Raw genomic sequence first — 15,303 nt, 5'->3', positions numbered from 1 at the left:
CCGAACGAGGCGTTCCACCGCCGGTGGAGAACACAGACTGTGGAAGAGCACATGTCATGGAATTGCTGTGCAGGAATGACAGGACCCCGGGCGATCCACGATCACCCGGGGTCCTGGAACGGCAGCGTCAGTGTGCGGCTGCGTACGCTTCCTGCACCTGCGTGGAGATACGGCCGCGGCTCGAGACCTCGTACCCGTTCTCCTTCGCCCAGTCGCGGATCTTGGCGAGTTCCTCGGAGTTGCCGCGCTTCGGGGCGGACTTCGGCGCGGAACCGGCGCTCCCACCGGAACGGCGGCCGGAGACCTTGCGTGCTGCGGCGACGTAGTCGGAGATCGCCTCGCGGAACTTGTCCACGTTGTCGTCGGACAGGTCGATCTCGTAGTTGGAACCGTCGAATGCGAATTCGACGGTCCGGCCTTCACCGGCGGTGATGGGCGAGTCGTCGAGGTCGTCGACGAGCTGGACGGTGACCTTCTGTGCCATGTCGTGCTCCTGGGTCGAGGGGTGGGGATCTCCACCACCGTAGCGCGACAATTGCAGGAATGTCACCGGAATGCCCTCGCGTCGCAATTCCCGACACGAAGTCGAAGATCACTCGTCGAGCGCGAGTTCCTTCGGGAGTTCGAGTTCCCGCGAGGTGAGTTCCTCGACGTTCACGTCCTTGAAGGTGAGCACACGGACGGACTTCACGAAACGGTCGGAACGGTAGACGTCCCAGACCCACACGTCGTTCATCGTCAGTTCGAAGTAGAAGTCGTGCTCGGTGTCACGGCGCACGAGGTCGACCTCGTTCGCCAGGTAGAACCGCCGCTCGGTCTCGACCACGTACCGGAACTGCGACACGACGTCGCGGTACTCGCGGTACAGGGCAAGTTCGACCTCGCGGTCGTAGTCGTCGAATTCGTCGTCATCCATCGCCCGCACAGTCTACGGCGACCGGGCCGACGATGGACGACGCGGTCTCAGCCGACGGCGGAGAGCAGGTCGAAGCCGTCGAGGGCCACGGCCGACGCCTGGTGCAGCCAGCTCTTGCGGTGCAGCGCGTGCGCCCCGACGGCCCGGATGCCGTCGTAGTGGGCCGTCGACCCGTACCCCTTGTTCGACGCCCAGGCGTAGTGCGGGGCGTCGTCGTGGGCCGCCACCATCAGGGCGTCCCGCTCGACCTTCGCCACGACCGACGCCGCGGCGACCGAGGCGCAGTCGCGGTCCGCCTTGACGCGGACGACGACCTCGAGCGGCCCGTCCGTGGGGGCGAGACCCGGCGGCAGCGCGCGGGAGAGCCAGTCGGAGGACCCGTCGAGCACGACGACGGCACCGTCGAGCGACAGTCCGTCACCCACCAGTGCGCCGAGGGCTGCCGCGCCGGCCTGTCCCAACGCGGGGACGATCCCCTGCTGGTCGACGACCTCGGCGGCGGTCATCCCGACGGCCGTGCGCGCCCACCGTCGCACCACGGGCACCAGCTCGGTGCGCCGGGGCGCGGACAGGAGCTTCGAGTCGGCGAGCCCCTGGGGCACGCGGCCGACGTCGATCGTCACGGCGGCGACACCGACCGCGACCGGGCCCGCGATCGCCCCGCGGCCGACCTCGTCCATGCCGATGACCGTCACACGACCGGCGCCGAGTAACCGCTTCTCGACCCGGAGCGACGGCCGGACGGCGGTCACTCGTCCTTCTCCTCCACGCCCGCGAAGACCTCGGGGTGGTCGTCGAGCCAGGTCCAGCGGCTCATCGGCCACGAGATGACGAAGGCGCGACCGGTGACGTCGGACAGCGGCACGAAGCCCTTCGACGGGGTGTCGCGGTTGTAGCGGGAGTCCTTCGAGTCGTTGCGGTTGTCGCCCATCACCCAGATGGTGCCCTCGGGGACGGTGACCGAGAACGGGTCGGCAGACGCCGGCGCCCCGCTCGGCAGCAGCGTGTACGGCTCCTTGAGCGGCACGCCGTTCACCGACATCTGCCCGAGGTCGTTGCAGCAGGTCACCTTGTCGCCCGGCAGGCCGATCACCCGCTTGATGAGGTGGTCGTCGCTGTCACCGGTCCCGAGCCCGACCTGGGTGAGCAGGAAGTCGATCGCCTTCGCCGGCTGCGTCGTCGGCGCCACGCTCGGCACCTCGGTGCCGGTGAGCCATCCGCCCGGGTCCTTGAAGACGACGACGTCCCCGCGCTTGAGCGACACGACGTCCGGCACGAGTTCGTTGACGATCACCCGGTCGTTGATCTGGAGCGTGTCCTCCATGGACGCCGACGGGATGTAGAACGACCGGATCAGGAACGTCTTCACGAGGAACGAGACGAGCAGCGCGGCGAGGAAGATGATGACGAGGTCCCGCAGGAACGTCAGGACGCCGTTGCCCTTCTTCTCGGTCTGCGGGCGGCGCCCCGATCCTTGCGTCGTGTCCGTCATCCCAGCTCTCGTTCACACCCACGCTCGAGGAGCGTGCAGGTTCCCACTCACGCTCGACGAGCGTGCAGACCGTTCGCGCCTGGACGGCGCGCACGACGGGAAAGCCCCCCGTCGATGCACAACCGTACATCGACGAGGGGCGTCCAGCGGCACCCGGCTCGCGGGCGCTCACTGTGAAGGCGATCAGGCGTCGCGCTTCTCCTTGATCTTGCGGCGGGCCGCCTTGCCGCGCAGCTCGCGCAGGTAGTACAGCTTCGCGCGGCGGACGTCACCGCGGGTGACGACCTCGATGTGGTCGATGATCGGGGAGTGCACCGGGAACCAGCGCTCGACGCCGACCTGGAAGCTCACCTTGCGGACCTTGAAGGTCTCGCCGAGGCCGTGACCCTGGCGCGCGATGACGACGCCCTGGAAGACCTGGACACGCGAGCGCGTGCCTTCGATGATGTTGACGTGCACCTTGATGGTGTCGCCGGGACGGAAGTCCGGGACGTCGGTGCGCAGGGACGCTGCGTCGACGTGGTCGAGGAGCTGCATGGTCGTTCACTCTCTGCGGACGCGCACGGGTCGCCGCGGATCGGTGGTGGAAGGAAGTGGTGTACCCGGAATCGGCGACTCCCCCGTGGCAGAGTCCAGCCAGGGCACAGCCACCCATCCTGCCACAGGACGGCGGTCCCCGCCAACCGGTGCAGGATGGGAGCATGATCGAACTCCGCACCCCCGCCGAACTGGAGGGCCTGCGCGCCGCCGGTCGGTTCGTCGCCGACGTGCTCGACGAACTGCTCGAGACCGTCGACGTGGGCGTGAACCTGCTCGACCTCGACCGCGTCGCCGCCCGCATGATCGCCGACCGGGGTGCGGTGAGCTGCTACGTCGACTACCACCCGTCCTTCGGCAACTCGCCCTTCGGCAGGAACCTCTGCACGTCGGTCAACGACGCCGCACTGCACGGACTCCCCCACGACCGCGTGCTCGTGGACGGCGACCTCGTCAGCCTCGACTTCGCCGCGAGCGTGGACGGCTGGGTCGCGGACTCCGCCGTCACCGTGCAGGTCGGTACGCCCCGCGACGAGGACCAGCAGCTCATCACGACCGTCGAGCGCGCCCTGGCCGCCGGCATCGAGCAGTTCCGCCCGGGCAACAAGCTCGGTGACGTCTCGTACGCCATCGGCCGCGTCGCGAAGGACGCCGGGTTCGCGGTGAACACGCAGTTCGGCGGGCACGGCGTCGGGCGCACGATGCACGGCGAGCCGCACGTGCCGAACGACGGCCGCCCCGGCCGTGGCCTGAAGCTCCGTCCCGGCCTCGTCGTCGCGATCGAGCCGTGGCTCATGCAGGGCACCGACGAGCTGGTGCAGGACGAGGACGGCTGGACGCTCAAGAGCGTCGACGGCTCACGCGCCGCGCACGTCGAGCACACGGTCGCCGTCACCGACGCCGGTCCCGAGGTCCTGACCCTGCGTCGCGCCCAGCGCGCCGAGGTGACGGACTGACGGACGGGAGGCGCGGTACCGGCTGGTACCGCGCCTCCCGTCCGCCCCGTCGTCGGGTCAGCGCGCGGTGTCGTCGGGCAGCAGGTCCGGGCGGACGCGTCGCGTCCGCTCCACCTGCTGCTCGTGCCGCCACGCGGCGACCCGGGCGTGGTGCCCGCTGAGCAGCACGTCCGGCACCTCGAGGTCACGCCAGACCGCCGGCTTCGTGTACGAGGGGTACTCGAGCAGGCCGTCCTCGTGCGACTCCTCGACGAGCGACTCGGGGTTGCCGACGACGCCGGGCACCAGTCGCCCGACGGCCTCGATCATGGCCATCGCGGCGACCTCGCCGCCGTTCAGCACGTAGTCGCCGAGCGAGAGCTCGACGACCGAGCACCGGGACGCCGCCCACTCGAACACGCGGGCGTCGATGCCCTCGTACCGCCCGCAGGCGAACACGAGGTGGTCGGAGTCCGCGGCGAGGGACCGCGCGATCGCCTGCGTGAACGGCCGACCGGCCGGGGTCGGGACGACCAGGGTCGACGAGCCGTCGTCGCGGAGGACCGCCGACAGCGCCTGTGCCCACGGCTCCGGCTTCATGACCATGCCGGCGCCACCGCCGTACGGGGTGTCGTCGACGGTCCGGTGCCGGTCCGTCGTCCACGAGCGCAGGTCGTGCACGTGCACGTCGAGCAGCCCGTCCACGCGGGCCTTCCCGAGCAGGGAGACGTCGAGGACGGAGAAGAACTCCGGGAAGATCGTGACGATGTCGATGCGCACGGCGGCCTAGGAGATCGTCTCGGGCCGCGAGGTGTCCTCGGGGTCCTCGAACAGTCCGGTCGGCGGCGTGACCGTGACCGTGCCGGCCTCGATGTCGACCGACGGCACGATCGCCGAGACGAACGGCACGAGCACCTCGCCGCGGTCGGGGGTGTCGACGGCCAGCAGGTCCTGCGCCGGCAGGTGGTCGACCCGTGCGACGGTGCCGACCTCGACGCCGTCGCGGAGGACCCGGAGCCCGACGAGCTGGTGGTCGTACCAGGCGTCGTCCTCACCGGTCTCGGCGTCGGCGTCCTGCTCGACCCAGAGGATCGCCCGCGCGAGGGACTCGGCAGCGGTGCGGTCCGCGACGCCCTCGAAGAAGGCGACCGGGTGGCCGTTGTACCAGCGGAGCTCGTCGATGGTCAGGGTCTTGCCCGACCACGGGGAGTCCGCGGGGACCTGGAGTGTGAACTCGGCCCCCGGCGTGAACCGACGATCCGGGTCGTCGGTGTAGAGCTCGAGCTTGATGCCGCCCTTGAGCCCGTGCGCCTTCGTGATTCGACCCACCCGGAGCTGGGTCGTCTCCCTAGGAATCGGTGTCGACCACGTCGACCCGCACCCGCTTGCCGTCGGCGAGAGCCGAGACGAGGGTGCGGAGCGCCTTCGCGGTCCGTCCGGCGCGACCGATCACGCGACCGAGGTCCTCGGGGTGCACACGCACCTCGAGGACCTCGCCACGCGCGGAGGTGGAACTGGCGACGCGGACGTCGTCCGGGTGATCGACGATCCCCTTGACGAGGTGCGTCAGCGCAGAGTCGAGCAAGGAATCAGGCCTCGGTCGTCTCGGCGGCGTCGTCGGCCGACTCGGCCGGAGCGGCGGCGGGGGCCGTCTTCTCCGACTTCGGCTTGAGGACGGCCTTCTTGGCGGTGTCCGCGACGAAGGCCTGCTTCGGCTCGGCGACCTTGACGGTGGACTCGGTGTTGCCCTCGCCCTTGAACTTGCCCCAGTCGCCGGTGAGCTTGAGGAGCGCCGCGACCTGCTCGGTCGGCTGCGCGCCGACGCCGAGCCAGTAGAGCGCACGCTCGGACTCGATCTTGATGACCGAGGGCTCCTCGGTCGGGTGGTACTGACCGATCTCCTCGATCACACGACCGTCGCGCTTGGTGCGCGAGTCGGCGACGACGATGCGGTAGTAGGGCGCACGGATCTTGCCGAGGCGCTTGAGACGGATCTTGACAGCCACAATTACTCCTGTTGCGTGTTGTTGTGGTTGAACCGGAACCGCGGGCGTGGGGGCACGCGCGGTGGAAGCTCGAAGGGAGTCGCGACCTGCTGGATAGAGGGTCGAGCAGACGCGATTCGACCGTTCATTCTTGCAGGTTTCCCGCCGAGAAGCGAGTCAGGACGCGCCGGTGCACCATCGAGTCACGGCGCGAGGCGTCGGACGGCCTCGAGCGCCTCGCTCGTCGCTCGCACCGCGTCGACGCTCCGGGCGTCCCGGGCGCCGCCGACCACCTCGTGCGCGACACCCGCCGCCCGGAGCGCCCCCACCAGGCCGTCGACGCCGTCGGTGTCCGGTCCGGACGCCCGCTCCTGGCCGGCGCACACCACCACGTGGTCGGCCGGGACCGCCCGCTCGCGCCCGTCCTCGTCGCGGATCCAGAGCGCGCCCGGTTCGATCCGGAGGTACTCCTGCACGCCGCCGACCATCCGCACCCCGGCGTCCCGCAGCCGCCCGACCGCGACCCACCGCGAGGTGATGCCGACGCCCTGCCCGAACCGGCCCGACCGGCGGAGCACCGTCACCTGGTCCCCGGGCCGGAGCGACCGGTCCGACGCGGGCAGGCGCTGCGGCACGTCGCCGATGACGTCCGCGGCGACGTCGACGTCCCACCGCTCGGCGAACGCCGCGGCGCGGACGACCTCGTCGGGCGACTCCACCAGGAACGCCGCGGTGTCGACGCCGATGCCTCCCCCGCCGACGATCGCGACGGTGCCCGGTGGGACGCCGTCGCGGAGCGCCGTCTCGTACGACACCACGTGCGGCAGGTCCGCGCCCGGCAGGTCGACCACGCGCGGGACCACACCGGGGGCGAGCACGACGGCGTCGCTGCCGAGCAGGTCCGTGGTCGTGGCCGGCCGTCCGAGGTGGACCGTGGCACCGCGGTCGTCGAGCTCGGCCCGTGCGGCACGGACGGTGGCGGCGTAGTCCTCCTTGCCCGGGATCGCCGCGGCGAGGGCGAACTGCCCGCCGAGGGCGCGGTCGGCCTCCCACAGGGTGACGCGGTGTCCACGGCGTGCGGCGTCCACGGCGGCCGCGAGCCCCGCGGGACCACCGCCCACCACGTCGACCCGCTTCGGCGCGGTCGTCGGACGGGCGGGGAACGCCAGCTCGCGACCGGCACGGGGGTTCACCAGGCAGGAGACCGGCGCACCGACGATCGAGCGGTCGAGGCAGGCCTGGTTGCAGCCGATGCAGGTGTTGACGAGGTCGAAGCGGCCGTCGAACGAGCGCCGCACCAGGTCGGGGTCGGCGAGGAACGGCCGGGCCAGGGCCACCGCGTCGAGGAGCCCGTCGCCGAGCACGGCCTCGCCGTCCCGCAGGTCGGTCATCCGGTTCGACGCGATCACCCGGACCTCCGGGTGGTCCGACGCCCGCACGACCCGGGCGACCCGGGCGGCGTACGCGAGCCACGCCCCGTGCGGCACCGCCGCCTGCACGGTCGGCGTGCGCGACTCGTGCCAGCCGATCCCCACGGAGATGCCGTCGAGGCCGAGCGGCAGCAGGTCCTGCACGAGGGCGTCGACCTCGTCCTCGGTCGTCGACCCCGGCATGAGGTCAGCGCCCGACAGCCGGATCGTGACGGCGAGGTCCGGCACCGCGCTGCGGACGGCCCGCACGACCTCGACCGCGAAACGGCGCCGACGGACGGCGTCCCCGCCCCACTCGTCGTCACGCAGGTTCGTCAGCGGCGACTGGAACTGGTTGACCAGGTACCCCTCAGACGCCATGATCTCGACGCCGTCGAAGCCGATCGCCCGGGCCGCCCGGGCGGCGGCGGCGAAGTCCTCGACGGTCCGGCCGACCTCGTCCGGCGACAGCTCCGTCGGCACGACACCACGGGCCGCGGCCCACGGCAAGGCGCTGGGCGCCACGACGCGCTGGGGACGTCCGTGCCGGTCGACCATCCCGCTGGCGAGTGCGTACCGTCCCGCGTGGAACAGCTGCGCGAGGACGGCCCCGCCCTCCTCGTGCACGGCGTCGACTGCGACGCGGAAGCGCTCGTCCGCTCCCCCGGCGCCGAACACCGCGAAGTCCGGGCCCCCGCGGGCCTCGTCGCTGATCGCGATCCCGCCCGTGACGATGCAGCCCACGCCCCCGGCCGCGCGCTCGCGGTAGAACGCGGCGAGGGCGGCCCCGCCGTCGTCGAGCACCTCGAGCCCGGTGTGCATCGAGCCCATCACCACCCGGTTCCGCAGGTGCAGCGGTCCGAGGGTCCAGGGCGACGCGACGGTCCGGAGCACGTCCGGGACCACGGGCGTCGAAGCGACGGTGCTCATGACACCACTCTGCCCGACGACGTGGTGCGGTCCGAGTTCCTTGTGCCGACCCTCCAACCCGACGGGCAGGATGGCTGCATGGACATCCGCTTCACCGAGTCCCGCCCGTCGACCCTCGGCGTCGAGTGGGAGCTCCCGTTGGTCGACCGCGACACCGGCGACCTCGCGCCCCGTGCCCCCGCCGTGATCTCCGCCGTCCAGGAACGCCTCGGCGACCCCGACCGGGTCACCGAGGAGCTCCTCACGAACACGGTCGAGGTCGTCACCGGCGTGCACGACACGGTCGGCGGCGCGACGCGGGAGCTCGCGGGCATCATCGGCGAGGTGGTCGACGCGGCCGAGTCCCTCGACGCGCAGGTGATGTGCTCGGGCACGCACCCCTTCGCGGTGTGGGACCAGCAGGAGATCACCCCGGACAGCGAGCACTACACGACGCTCATCGACCGGACGCGCTGGTGGGGTCGGCAGATGCTCATCTGGGGCGTCCACGTGCACGTCGGGATCGACGACCGCGACAAGGCGGTGCCGATCATGAACGCGATGCTCGCCTACGTGCCGCACCTGCAGGCCTTCACCGCGTCGAGCCCGTTCTGGGGCGGCACCGACACCGGGTACGCGTCGAACCGGGCGCTCATGTTCCAGCAGCTGCCGACCGGTGGGCTGCCGCCGGACATCCAGGACTGGTCCGGCTTCGAGACCGTCGTCGACGACCTGACGAGGACCGGCGTGATCGAGGGCTTCAAGGACCTGCGGTGGGACATCCGCCCGTCGCCCGGCTGGGGCACGCTCGAGAACCGCGTCTCGGACGGCATCTCGACCCTGCACGAGGTCGGCGCCGTCACCGCGTTCGTCCAGTGCCTGGTCACCGCGCTCTCCGACCGCCTCGACCGCGGCGAGACCCTGCCGTCGATGCAGCCGTGGTTCATCCGCGAGAACAAGTGGCGCGCGGCGCGCTACGGCATGGAGGCGGAGATCATCACGAACGCCGCCGGCGACGAACGCCTGGTCACGGACGAGGTCCACGACCTGGTCGGACGCCTCGACCCGATCGCCGAGCGGCTCGGCTGCCAGCAGGAGCTGCACCACCTGGACACGATGATCGCCGACGGCGCGTCCTACCAGCGGCAGCTCCGGGTCGCGCAGGAGAACGGTGGCGACCTCCGCGCGGTCGTCCGTCACCTGGTGACGGAGCTGCGGGAGTCGCTCTAGACGCCACCACGGAACGGACGGGAGGCCCGGTACCAGCTGGTACCGGGCCTCCCGTCCGTCAGGGGCTCGTCCATCAGGGGGTCGCGACTAGCGGCCCAGGAACTTCTGCAGGCTGGCGAGCTCTTCCTCGCTCGGCGCCTTCCCGCCCTTGGCAGCGCCACCGAAGCCGAAGCCCGACCCGCTCGGCGCCTGCTGCTGCGGCTGCGCCGCCGCACCGGAGGCCAGGGCCGCACGCTTGGCGGGGTTGCCGACCTTCTTCTTCTTGGCACCGCCCTGCTGCTGCTTCTTCTTGCCCCCGTGCATGCCCGGGATGGGGCCCATGCCCGGCATCTGCGGCACACCGCCGCGCGCGACCGTCTTCATCATCTTGGCCGCCTGCTCGAAGCGGTTCACGAGGGCGTTGACCTCGGTCACGGTCGTGCCGGAACCCTTGGCGATGCGGAGCCGCCGCGAGCCGTTGAGGAGCTTCGGGAGCTGACGCTCCTGCTTCGTCATCGACTGGATGATCGCCTCGGTCCGGACGATCTCGCCCTCGTCGAAGTTGTCGAGCGCCTCGCGCATGCCCTTGGCACCCGGGAGCATGCCGAGCATGCCCTTGATCGAGCCGGCCTTGCGCAGCTGCTGCATCTGCGCCAGGAAGTCGTCGAGCGTGAACGAGTCGGTCGCGATCTTCTCGGCGACCTTGCGGGCCTCGTCCTCGTCGAACGCCTGCTGCGCCTGCTCGATGAGCGAGAGGATGTCGCCGAGGTCGAGGATGCGGCTCGCCATGCGGTCCGGGTGGAACGGCTCGAAGTCGTCGAGCCCCTCGCCCGTGGACGCGAACATGATCGGACGACCGGTCACGCTGGCGACCGACAGGGCCGCACCACCGCGGGCGTCGCCGTCGAGCTTCGACAGGACGACGCCGGTGAAGTCGACGCCCTCCTGGAAGGCACGGGCGGTGTTCACGGCGTCCTGACCGATCATCGCGTCGATGACGAACAGGACCTCGTCCGGGTCGACGGCCTTGCGGATGTTCGCCGCCTGCTTCATCAGCTCGGCGTCGACGCCGAGACGACCGGCGGTGTCCACGATGACGGTGTCGTACTGCTGGTCGACCGCGGCCTTGATCGCGTTCTTCGCGACCTTCACCGGGTCGCCGACGCCGTTGCCGGGCTCCGGCGCGAAGACGTGCACGCCGGCCTGCTCACCGACGACCTGCAGCTGCTGCACGGCGTTCGGACGCTGGAGGTCCGCCGCGACGAGCATCGGGGTGTGGCCGTCCTTCTTGAGCCACTTGCCGAGCTTGCCCGCGAGGGTCGTCTTGCCGGCACCCTGGAGGCCCGCGAGCATGATGACCGTCGGCGGCCGCTTCGCGAACTCGAGTCGTCGCTGCTGGCCGCCGAGGATGCCGACGAGTTCCTCGTTGACGATCTGGACGACCTGCTGGGCCGGGTTGAGTGCCTTGTTGACCTCGTCGGAGAGCGCGCGCTCCCGCACCGAGGCGGTGAAGGCCTTGACGACCTCGAGCGCGACGTCCGCGTCGAGCAGCGCCCGGCGGATCTCGCGGACGGTGCCGTCGACGTCGGACGGGGTCAGCCGACCCTTGCTCCGCAGGTTGCGGAAGGTCTCGGTCAGCCGATCGGAGAGTGAGCCGAATTGCGCCATGATCCGTCGATCCTACCGTCCAGCCCGTCGCGGCCCCTGCAGACGCTCGCTCCGGTTGTTGTACTCCGTCCAGGAACTGCCGTACGGTGCTCCTCGTGGGAGAACTCGAGATCATCCGGTGGCCCGGCCTGCTCGACCACGCGGCGGGTGTGGCGGTGCAGCGCGGGTACCGGTCCGACGTGGTGGCCGGACGGTCGCCGGGCGTCGTGGTCCTCTGCGAGCACCCGTCGGTGTACACCGCCGGCCGCCGCACCGAGCCCACCGACCTGCCGACGGACGGCTCCCCCGTGGTCGAGGTCGACCGCGGCGGCCGCATCACGTGGCACGGCCCCGGTCAGCTCGTCGTCTACCCGATCGTCCGGCTGGCGGAGCCGCTCGACGTCCTGGCGTGGGTGCGCGACCTCGAGCAGGTCGTCATCGACGTCGCCGCGGCGGTCGGGGTGACCGCCGTCCGGGTCGACGGGCGGAGCGGCGCGTGGGTCCCGCGCGCGGCCGGGGCGGACCTCGACAAGGTCGGCGCGATCGGCCTGCACGTGGCCGAGGGTGTCACGAGCCACGGCATCGCGATCAACTGCACGAACGCCCTCGACGCCTACGCGGCGATCGTGCCCTGCGGGATCGCCGACGCGGGCGTCACCACCCTGAGCCGCGCCGCCGGCAGGCCCGTCACCGTCGACGAGGTCGCCGCCTTCGTCGGTCCGCGGGTCCAGCAGGCGGTCGACGGCATGCACACCGGCGACCGCATCAGCAGCACCACGCGACAGGAGGTCGCCGCATGACCCTCGCCCCCGACGGCCGACGGATGCTCCGCGTCGAGGCCCGCAACGCCGCGACACCCATCGAGGTGAAGCCCGCGTGGATCAAGACACGGGCGACGCAGGGACCGGAGTTCCGCGAGCTCTCCGGCCTGGTCCGCGACAAGCAGCTCCACACCGTGTGCCAGGAGGCCGGCTGCCCGAACATCTTCGAGTGCTGGGAGGACCGCGAGGCCACCTTCCTCATCGGCGGTTCACAGTGCACCCGGCGGTGCGACTTCTGCCAGATCGACACCGGGAAGCCCGAGGACCTCGACCGCGACGAACCCCGCCGCGTCGCCGACTCGGTCGTGTCGATGGGACTCAAGTACGCCACCGTGACCGGCGTCGCCCGCGACGACCTCGAGGACGGGGGCGCCTGGCTCTACGCCGAGACCATCCGGCAGATCCACGAGCAGTCGCCCGGCACCGGGGTCGAGATCCTGGTCCCCGACTTCAACGGTAGACCCGACCAGCTCGGGCAGGTCTTCGCCGCGCGTCCCGAGGTGTTCGCGCACAACGTCGAGACCGTCCCGCGCATCTTCAAGCGCATCCGGCCCGCGTTCCGCTTCGAGCGCTCGCTCGACGTCATCACGCAGGGTCGCGACGCCGGTCTGGTCACGAAGTCCAACCTCATCCTCGGGATGGGCGAGGAACGCGACGAGGTGGAGGACGCCCTGCAGCAGCTGCACGACGCCGGGACGGACATCGTCACGCTGACCCAGTACCTCCGGCCCTCGCCCCGGCACCTGCCGGTCGCGCGCTGGGTCGCGCCGGAGGAGTTCGTCGAACTCCGCGAGGTCGCCGAGCGGATCGGGTTCGCCGGCGTCCTCGCGGGCCCCCTGGTCCGGTCGTCGTACCGGGCGGGGCGCCTGTGGGCCCGCGCGACGGTGGCGCGCGGGGGCACCGTGCCGCCGCACCTGGCCCACCTGCTCGACGCGGCGCCGGGTCGCCAGGCCGTGTGAGGCGCGTGCGGCGCGTGGGGACGTGCTGACGGACGGGAGGCCCGGTACCAGCTGGTACCGGGCCTCCCGTCCGTCAGGTGGTCGCGCCTACACGCGGCTGCGGACACTCCGGACGATCCAGCCGACGACTGCCAGCAGGATGAGCACGATGCCGATGAACAGCAGGAACTTCAGGGCGGCGACGAAGATCCCGCTGAAGAGCAGGACGAGGCCGACGATGATTGCGATGACGAGCAGTGCGGGCATGGGGCCGACCGTACGCGCGATCAGCCCACGAGGTTCTGCACGAAGACGTGCGGCGTGAAGCCCGTCAGGTCGTTGATGCCCTCGCCCTGCCCGATGAGCTTGATCGGGATGCCGGTCTTCTCCTGCACGCTGAGCACGAACCCGGCCTTGGCGGAGCCGTCGAGCTTCGTGATGACGAGTCCGGTCACGCCGGCGCCCTCGATGAACGCCTGCGCCTGCGCGAGGCCGTTCTGCCCGGTGGTGGCGTCGAGCACGAGGAGCACCTCGGCGATCTCGGTCTGCTTCTCGACCACGCGTTTGATCTTCGTCAGCTCGTCCATCAGGCCGGCCTTGGTGTGGAGTCGACCGGCGGTGTCGATGACGACGATCTCGGTGCCGTCGTGGATCGCCTTCTCGACGGTCTGGTAGGCGACCGACGCGGGGTCCTGCCCGGGCTGCGCCGGCCGGACGACCTCGACGCCGGCGCGCTGCGCCCACGTGGCCACCTGTTCGACCGCCGCCGCGCGGAAGGTGTCCGCCGCGCCGACGACGACGGTGCGGTCGTACGTGCGGAGGAACTTCGCGAACTTGCCGATCGTGGTCGTCTTGCCCACGCCGTTGACGCCGACGACGAGCACGACGGCGGGCCGGGCGCTGAGCTTGAGCGTGGTGTCGAGCTTCGACAGTCGTTCCTCGAGGACCTCGCGGAGCATGCGCTGCAGGTCCGCGGGGTCGGTCGTGCCGTAGCGGTCGACGCGCGCGTGGAGGTCCTCGATGACCTCGTCCGCGATGTCGGGGCCGAAATCCGCACCGATCAACGCGGTCTCGAGGTCGTCCCACGTGGTCTCGTCGATGGTCTTCCGCTGGAACAGGCCGCGGAGACGGGTGGACAGTGACCAGGAACTCGCCATGCTCCCAGCTTAGAGCGCGCCACGGGCGGGCAGTGCCCGGTACCCTTGGGTCCTGAAGGGGAGTACTCCACTTCGGCGCACCCGTCAGTACGGTCTGGGACGATCCAGACCCGGGACGCCGGTCGTGTCGGACCATCTGGTCGACGCGGCGGAGGAGACCTTCAGGCCTCGGCGTACCCACGTGCGCCCATACCTGAAGGACATCCGATGGACGTTCCCCTCTACGTCTGGCTCCTCACCATCGCGGGCATCCTCGCGCTGCTGGTGTTCGACTTCTACTCCCACGTGCGGACGCCGCACGTGCCGCACATCAAGGAGTCCGCGTTCTGGTCGGCGTTCTACGTCGGCCTCGCGATCCTGTTCGGTGTCGGCATCCTGGTGTTCGGCGGCGGCCAGGCCGGCGGTGAGTACTTCGCCGGGTGGTTGACCGAGAAGGCCCTGTCGGTCGACAACTTGTTCGTCTTCCTGATCATCATGTCGAGCTTCGCGGTGCCGAAGGAGTTCCAGCAGAAGGTGCTGCTGGTCGGCGTCGCCATCGCCCTGGTGGCCCGCGGTGTCTTCATCGCCCTCGGCGTCACGATCATCGAGAACTTCTCGTGGGTCTTCTACCTGTTCGGTGCGCTGCTGTTCTGGCTCGCCTGGTCGCAGGCCCGCAGCGGGAACGACCACGGTGCCGAGGAGGGCGACTCCCGGCTCATCCGCATCCTGCGCCGCGTCATCCCGACCACGGACGACTACCACGGTGACAAGCTGACCGCGAAGGTCGACGGCAAGCGCCTCTTCACCCCGATGCTGCTCGTCATGGTCGCGATCGGCCTCACCGACGTGCTCTTCGCGCTCGACTCGATCCCGGCGATCTTCGGTCTGACCCAGGACGCGTTCATCGTGTTCACCGCGAACGCGTTCTCGCTCCTGGGCCTGCGCCAGCTGTACTTCCTCATCGCGGGGCTGCTCGAGCGCCTCATCTACCTCGGGCAGGGCCTGGCGGTCATCCTCGCCTTCATCGGTGTGAAGCTCGTCTTCCACGCCATGCACGTCAACGAGCTGCCGTTCATCAACGGCGGCGAGCACATCGAGTGGGCGCCGGAGATCCCGATCTGGTTCTCGCTCAGCTTCATCGCGCTGACGATCGCCGTCGCGACGGTCGCGTCGCTGGTGGTCTCGAAGAAGCGCCAGGAGCGCGGCCTCACCCCGACGGGCGAGCCGAAGGAGCCGGTGGCGGCCGACGCGGAGTAGTCGCGACGGTCTACGGACGGGAGGCGCGGGGGCCGCCGGCCCCCCCCCCCCCCGCCCGCCCCCCCCCCCCCCCCCCCCCCGCCCCCCCACCACCACCTGGTGCAAAAGCCCG

Annotated in this window: 18 protein-coding genes; 5 read left to right on the top strand and 13 right to left on the bottom strand. The window is 70.8% G+C overall.

What is annotated here, in order from left to right; all coding sequences use genetic code 11:
• Nucleotides 1-127 precede the first annotated feature (127 nt).
• The 5 genes from AB0N84_RS08060 to rplS form a co-directional block, all read right to left on the bottom strand.
• A complete protein-coding gene (locus AB0N84_RS08060; RefSeq protein ID WP_069710680.1) occupies nt 128-484 on the bottom strand; it encodes an Lsr2 family protein in 357 nt (118 codons plus the stop codon).
• 108 nt (nt 485-592) lie between these two features.
• Nucleotides 593-916, bottom strand: coding sequence for a DUF2469 family protein (locus tag AB0N84_RS08055; RefSeq protein WP_058730091.1), 324 nt, complete (start codon nt 914-916; stop codon nt 593-595).
• A gap of 47 nt (nt 917-963) precedes the next feature.
• Nucleotides 964-1,668, bottom strand: coding sequence for a ribonuclease HII (locus tag AB0N84_RS08050; RefSeq protein ID WP_363545056.1), 705 nt, complete (start codon nt 1,666-1,668; stop codon nt 964-966).
• Entirely contained in the window at nt 1,665-2,408 is a 744-nt protein-coding gene (gene lepB / locus AB0N84_RS08045; RefSeq protein WP_182047820.1) for a signal peptidase I, read from the bottom strand. Before lepB ends, AB0N84_RS08050 begins: the two co-directional genes overlap by 4 nt.
• Before the next feature lie 183 nt (nt 2,409-2,591).
• Nucleotides 2,592-2,945, bottom strand: a complete 354-nt coding sequence (gene rplS / locus AB0N84_RS08040) for a 50S ribosomal protein L19 (RefSeq protein ID WP_058730094.1) — start codon at nt 2,943-2,945, stop codon at nt 2,592-2,594.
• A 164-nt stretch (nt 2,946-3,109) separates the two neighbouring features.
• Here rplS and map point away from each other — a divergent pair, with 164 nt between their 5' ends.
• Complete coding sequence (gene map / locus AB0N84_RS08035) at nt 3,110-3,901, top strand: type I methionyl aminopeptidase (protein ID WP_182047822.1); 792 nt, start codon at nt 3,110-3,112, stop codon at nt 3,899-3,901.
• Between the two features lie 57 nt (nt 3,902-3,958).
• Here the strand turns inward: map and trmD are convergent, their stop codons facing one another.
• The 5 genes from trmD to AB0N84_RS08010 all read right to left on the bottom strand — a co-directional run bounded on the left by trmD (nt 3,959) and on the right by AB0N84_RS08010 (nt 8,204).
• Entirely contained in the window at nt 3,959-4,660 is a 702-nt protein-coding gene (gene trmD, locus AB0N84_RS08030) for a tRNA (guanosine(37)-N1)-methyltransferase TrmD (protein ID WP_363545051.1), read from the bottom strand.
• 6 nt (nt 4,661-4,666) lie between these two features.
• A complete protein-coding gene (gene rimM, locus AB0N84_RS08025; RefSeq protein ID WP_259346255.1) occupies nt 4,667-5,236 on the bottom strand; it encodes a ribosome maturation factor RimM in 570 nt (189 codons plus the stop codon).
• Nucleotides 5,229-5,465, bottom strand: a complete 237-nt coding sequence (locus tag AB0N84_RS08020) for an RNA-binding protein (protein WP_058730104.1) — start codon at nt 5,463-5,465, stop codon at nt 5,229-5,231. Before AB0N84_RS08020 ends, rimM begins: the two co-directional genes overlap by 8 nt.
• Before the next feature lie 4 nt (nt 5,466-5,469).
• The gene (rpsP, locus tag AB0N84_RS08015) at nt 5,470-5,886 is read right to left on the bottom strand and encodes a 30S ribosomal protein S16 (RefSeq protein WP_066654835.1); all 417 of its coding nucleotides are present in this window, start codon (nt 5,884-5,886) and stop codon (nt 5,470-5,472) included.
• 182 nt (nt 5,887-6,068) lie between these two features.
• Nucleotides 6,069-8,204 carry an FAD-dependent oxidoreductase gene (locus tag AB0N84_RS08010; RefSeq protein WP_363545046.1) on the bottom strand — a complete coding sequence of 712 codons (2,136 nt, stop codon included), beginning with the start codon at nt 8,202-8,204 and terminating at the stop codon, nt 6,069-6,071.
• A gap of 78 nt (nt 8,205-8,282) precedes the next feature.
• Between AB0N84_RS08010 and AB0N84_RS08005 the strand changes: the two genes are divergently transcribed.
• Nucleotides 8,283-9,413 carry a glutamate--cysteine ligase gene (locus AB0N84_RS08005; RefSeq protein ID WP_363545043.1) on the top strand — a complete coding sequence of 377 codons (1,131 nt, stop codon included), beginning with the start codon at nt 8,283-8,285 and terminating at the stop codon, nt 9,411-9,413.
• A gap of 87 nt (nt 9,414-9,500) precedes the next feature.
• Here the strand turns inward: AB0N84_RS08005 and ffh are convergent, their stop codons facing one another.
• Nucleotides 9,501-11,060: a signal recognition particle protein gene (ffh, locus tag AB0N84_RS08000; RefSeq protein ID WP_289459965.1), complete on the bottom strand. Its 1,560-nt coding sequence runs from the start codon at nt 11,058-11,060 to the stop codon at nt 9,501-9,503.
• Between the two features lie 113 nt (nt 11,061-11,173).
• Between ffh and lipB the strand changes: the two genes are divergently transcribed.
• Both lipB and lipA read left to right on the top strand, forming a co-directional pair.
• Complete coding sequence (gene lipB, locus AB0N84_RS07995; protein ID WP_363545446.1) at nt 11,174-11,839, top strand: lipoyl(octanoyl) transferase LipB; 666 nt, start codon at nt 11,174-11,176, stop codon at nt 11,837-11,839.
• Nucleotides 11,836-12,819 carry a lipoyl synthase gene (gene lipA / locus AB0N84_RS07990; RefSeq protein WP_182047836.1) on the top strand — a complete coding sequence of 328 codons (984 nt, stop codon included), beginning with the start codon at nt 11,836-11,838 and terminating at the stop codon, nt 12,817-12,819. The genes lipB and lipA overlap by 4 nt, the downstream gene beginning before the upstream one ends.
• Before the next feature lie 87 nt (nt 12,820-12,906).
• On the opposite strand, the gene AB0N84_RS07985 is transcribed toward lipA, so the two are convergent.
• Together AB0N84_RS07985 and ftsY are read right to left on the bottom strand one after the other, a co-directional pair.
• The gene (locus AB0N84_RS07985) at nt 12,907-13,065 is read right to left on the bottom strand and encodes a hypothetical protein (RefSeq protein ID WP_182047838.1); all 159 of its coding nucleotides are present in this window, start codon (nt 13,063-13,065) and stop codon (nt 12,907-12,909) included.
• 20 nt (nt 13,066-13,085) lie between these two features.
• Nucleotides 13,086-13,955: a signal recognition particle-docking protein FtsY gene (ftsY, locus tag AB0N84_RS07980; protein ID WP_069710671.1), complete on the bottom strand. Its 870-nt coding sequence runs from the start codon at nt 13,953-13,955 to the stop codon at nt 13,086-13,088.
• 207 nt (nt 13,956-14,162) lie between these two features.
• Here ftsY and AB0N84_RS07975 point away from each other — a divergent pair, with 207 nt between their 5' ends.
• Nucleotides 14,163-15,191, top strand: coding sequence for a TerC family protein (locus AB0N84_RS07975; RefSeq protein WP_363545038.1), 1,029 nt, complete (start codon nt 14,163-14,165; stop codon nt 15,189-15,191).
• Nucleotides 15,192-15,303: the final 112 nt, after the last annotated feature.

The sequence above is a fragment of the Curtobacterium sp. NPDC089185 genome (genome assembly GCF_040685235.1).
GTDB lineage: Bacteria > Actinomycetota > Actinomycetes > Actinomycetales > Microbacteriaceae > Curtobacterium > Curtobacterium citri.
Note: the sequence above shows the minus strand (reverse complement) of the source record. Positions and strands in the feature narration are given on the sequence as shown.

What these genes read in the sequence shown, in the direction of transcription:
- ftsY (WP_069710671.1), bottom strand. Translation starts at nt 13,955, where the DNA reads ATGGCGAGTTCCTGGTCACTGTCCACCCGTCTCCGCGGCCTGTTCCAG.
- lipA (WP_182047836.1), top strand. Translation starts at nt 11,836, where the DNA reads ATGACCCTCGCCCCCGACGGCCGACGGATGCTCCGCGTCGAGGCCCGC.
- AB0N84_RS08060 (WP_069710680.1), bottom strand. Translation starts at nt 484, where the DNA reads ATGGCACAGAAGGTCACCGTCCAGCTCGTCGACGACCTCGACGACTCG.
- AB0N84_RS08005 (WP_363545043.1), top strand. Translation starts at nt 8,283, where the DNA reads ATGGACATCCGCTTCACCGAGTCCCGCCCGTCGACCCTCGGCGTCGAG.
- AB0N84_RS08010 (WP_363545046.1), bottom strand. Translation starts at nt 8,204, where the DNA reads ATGAGCACCGTCGCTTCGACGCCCGTGGTCCCGGACGTGCTCCGGACC.
- AB0N84_RS07975 (WP_363545038.1), top strand. Translation starts at nt 14,163, where the DNA reads ATGGACGTTCCCCTCTACGTCTGGCTCCTCACCATCGCGGGCATCCTC.
- ffh (WP_289459965.1), bottom strand. Translation starts at nt 11,060, where the DNA reads ATGGCGCAATTCGGCTCACTCTCCGATCGGCTGACCGAGACCTTCCGC.
- map (WP_182047822.1), top strand. Translation starts at nt 3,110, where the DNA reads ATGATCGAACTCCGCACCCCCGCCGAACTGGAGGGCCTGCGCGCCGCC.
- AB0N84_RS07985 (WP_182047838.1), bottom strand. Translation starts at nt 13,065, where the DNA reads ATGCCCGCACTGCTCGTCATCGCAATCATCGTCGGCCTCGTCCTGCTC.
- lepB (WP_182047820.1), bottom strand. Translation starts at nt 2,408, where the DNA reads ATGACGGACACGACGCAAGGATCGGGGCGCCGCCCGCAGACCGAGAAG.
- AB0N84_RS08055 (WP_058730091.1), bottom strand. Translation starts at nt 916, where the DNA reads ATGGATGACGACGAATTCGACGACTACGACCGCGAGGTCGAACTTGCC.
- rplS (WP_058730094.1), bottom strand. Translation starts at nt 2,945, where the DNA reads ATGCAGCTCCTCGACCACGTCGACGCAGCGTCCCTGCGCACCGACGTC.